This is a genomic window from Streptomyces sp. NPDC097129, assembly GCF_055668065.1.
This window is the reverse complement of the sequence record NZ_JBVOQE010000065.1, coordinates 1-1,363: the sequence shown is the minus strand read 5'-3', so window position 1 is coordinate 1,363 and position 1,363 is coordinate 1. Positions and strand designations below refer to the sequence as shown.

Here is a 1,363-nt window from a genome sequence, read left to right as displayed (position 1 = left end):
AGTGCCGTCGATGACAACCTCGCCGACGACACCGACGACCGCACCGTCCTCACGGCAAGCGATGTCCCGCCCCGCGCGAATCACCTGCTCGATCACCGACGCACGGTCGAACCCTGCACCGCCGCGGTAGCGGTGGACACCGGTTTCCTCGTCCCGCACCGACACGAACCAGTCCACCTGCATCGCCCTCACATTCCTCCCCTGCACCCCTCACCTACTTCTACCGCGTGGGGAGCGTATCCACCACCTCGGCCGCGAGCACCGTCAGCCGAATACTGCATTGCCGAGACTGCTCGACGAACACCTCGAACACCTCAAACACCTCAAACACCTCGATCCTCACTGATACCGTGCAGCACCATCAGCATTCCCTCGGCATGCTCGAAGCCTTGCGCGTACCGCCATCCCAGCCTGCACACCCCCGACCTCCGCAGGACCCGCACTCCGCCGCCGGAAGAGGTTGGTATGCCAATGGGCACTGCTCACACACCCGCTACTTATCGACGATCATCCACTCAAGAGTCGTCCGGTCGACACAGGCCTCCACTTTCCCGCCCCAGGGACCCATCGGCCGCCGCAGCGGACTCGCCGCGATACGGAGGTCCGACGAAACGTTCCGACCGACTCATGCTGACTTGCAACAGCTCTCGAATCGGATGGATGGTTTGGCACGAACAAGGCAGCTGCGGCGATTTCAACGACCGCACACCCCCAGGACCCCGGCCCTGCACGTCGAGCCGGGGCGGTGGGATGCCATCTGCGTTGAGCACACAACCCAGACAGCCCTTTTCGTGCGCGGTCAATATCCGTGCGGCCTCGCACTTCCCACCATAAACCGCATTACCGGTATGCACCTGGTCGGATTCCCGGTCGATACCAACTAGCAACCCGGGCGCGTGCGGACAGTCCGGGAGCAGCACTCCCCCACACCTACCAACCCGATCTCATCGGCCGGCTACCACCGCCACGTCGCGAGAACTCCGAAACGTTTTCTGGAGTGGCGATGACACTCGGCGACCTCACGAAGCAGGTCAAACAGATCAGCGGAAAGCCAGATTGACACCGAATCGGCTGTCGAAGGGGTGCAACCAGGTTCGATCCACGGTTCCATACCGCCCCACCCCGACACTCGACAAAGCTGACGGGCAATCATCACCGAGTAGTCGACCGGCACCGATCATGTGTGCTCTCGCCAGATTTGTGAAAGTCCGCTACCACCAGAGGAAGTCAACGCGCTCTGCTGATCGAAGATCTGCCGACACCCCGCATGGAGGCGATAGCGTCGAGACTCTTGCCTTGCTCACAGAGGGAGCGGGCCCGTTCGGTACGTTCGGGTGTCATGACGGTTGGGCGGGCACCGTGT

The 1,363-nt window shown here is 62.5% G+C and carries 1 protein-coding gene; it reads right to left on the bottom strand.

The window, feature by feature from the left end; genetic code table 11:
* A partial coding sequence (locus tag AC0B9F_RS38115; protein ID WP_472010393.1) for a hypothetical protein occupies positions 1–183 on the bottom strand: 183 nt, incomplete at its 3' end.
* Positions 184–1,363: the final 1,180 nt, after the last annotated feature.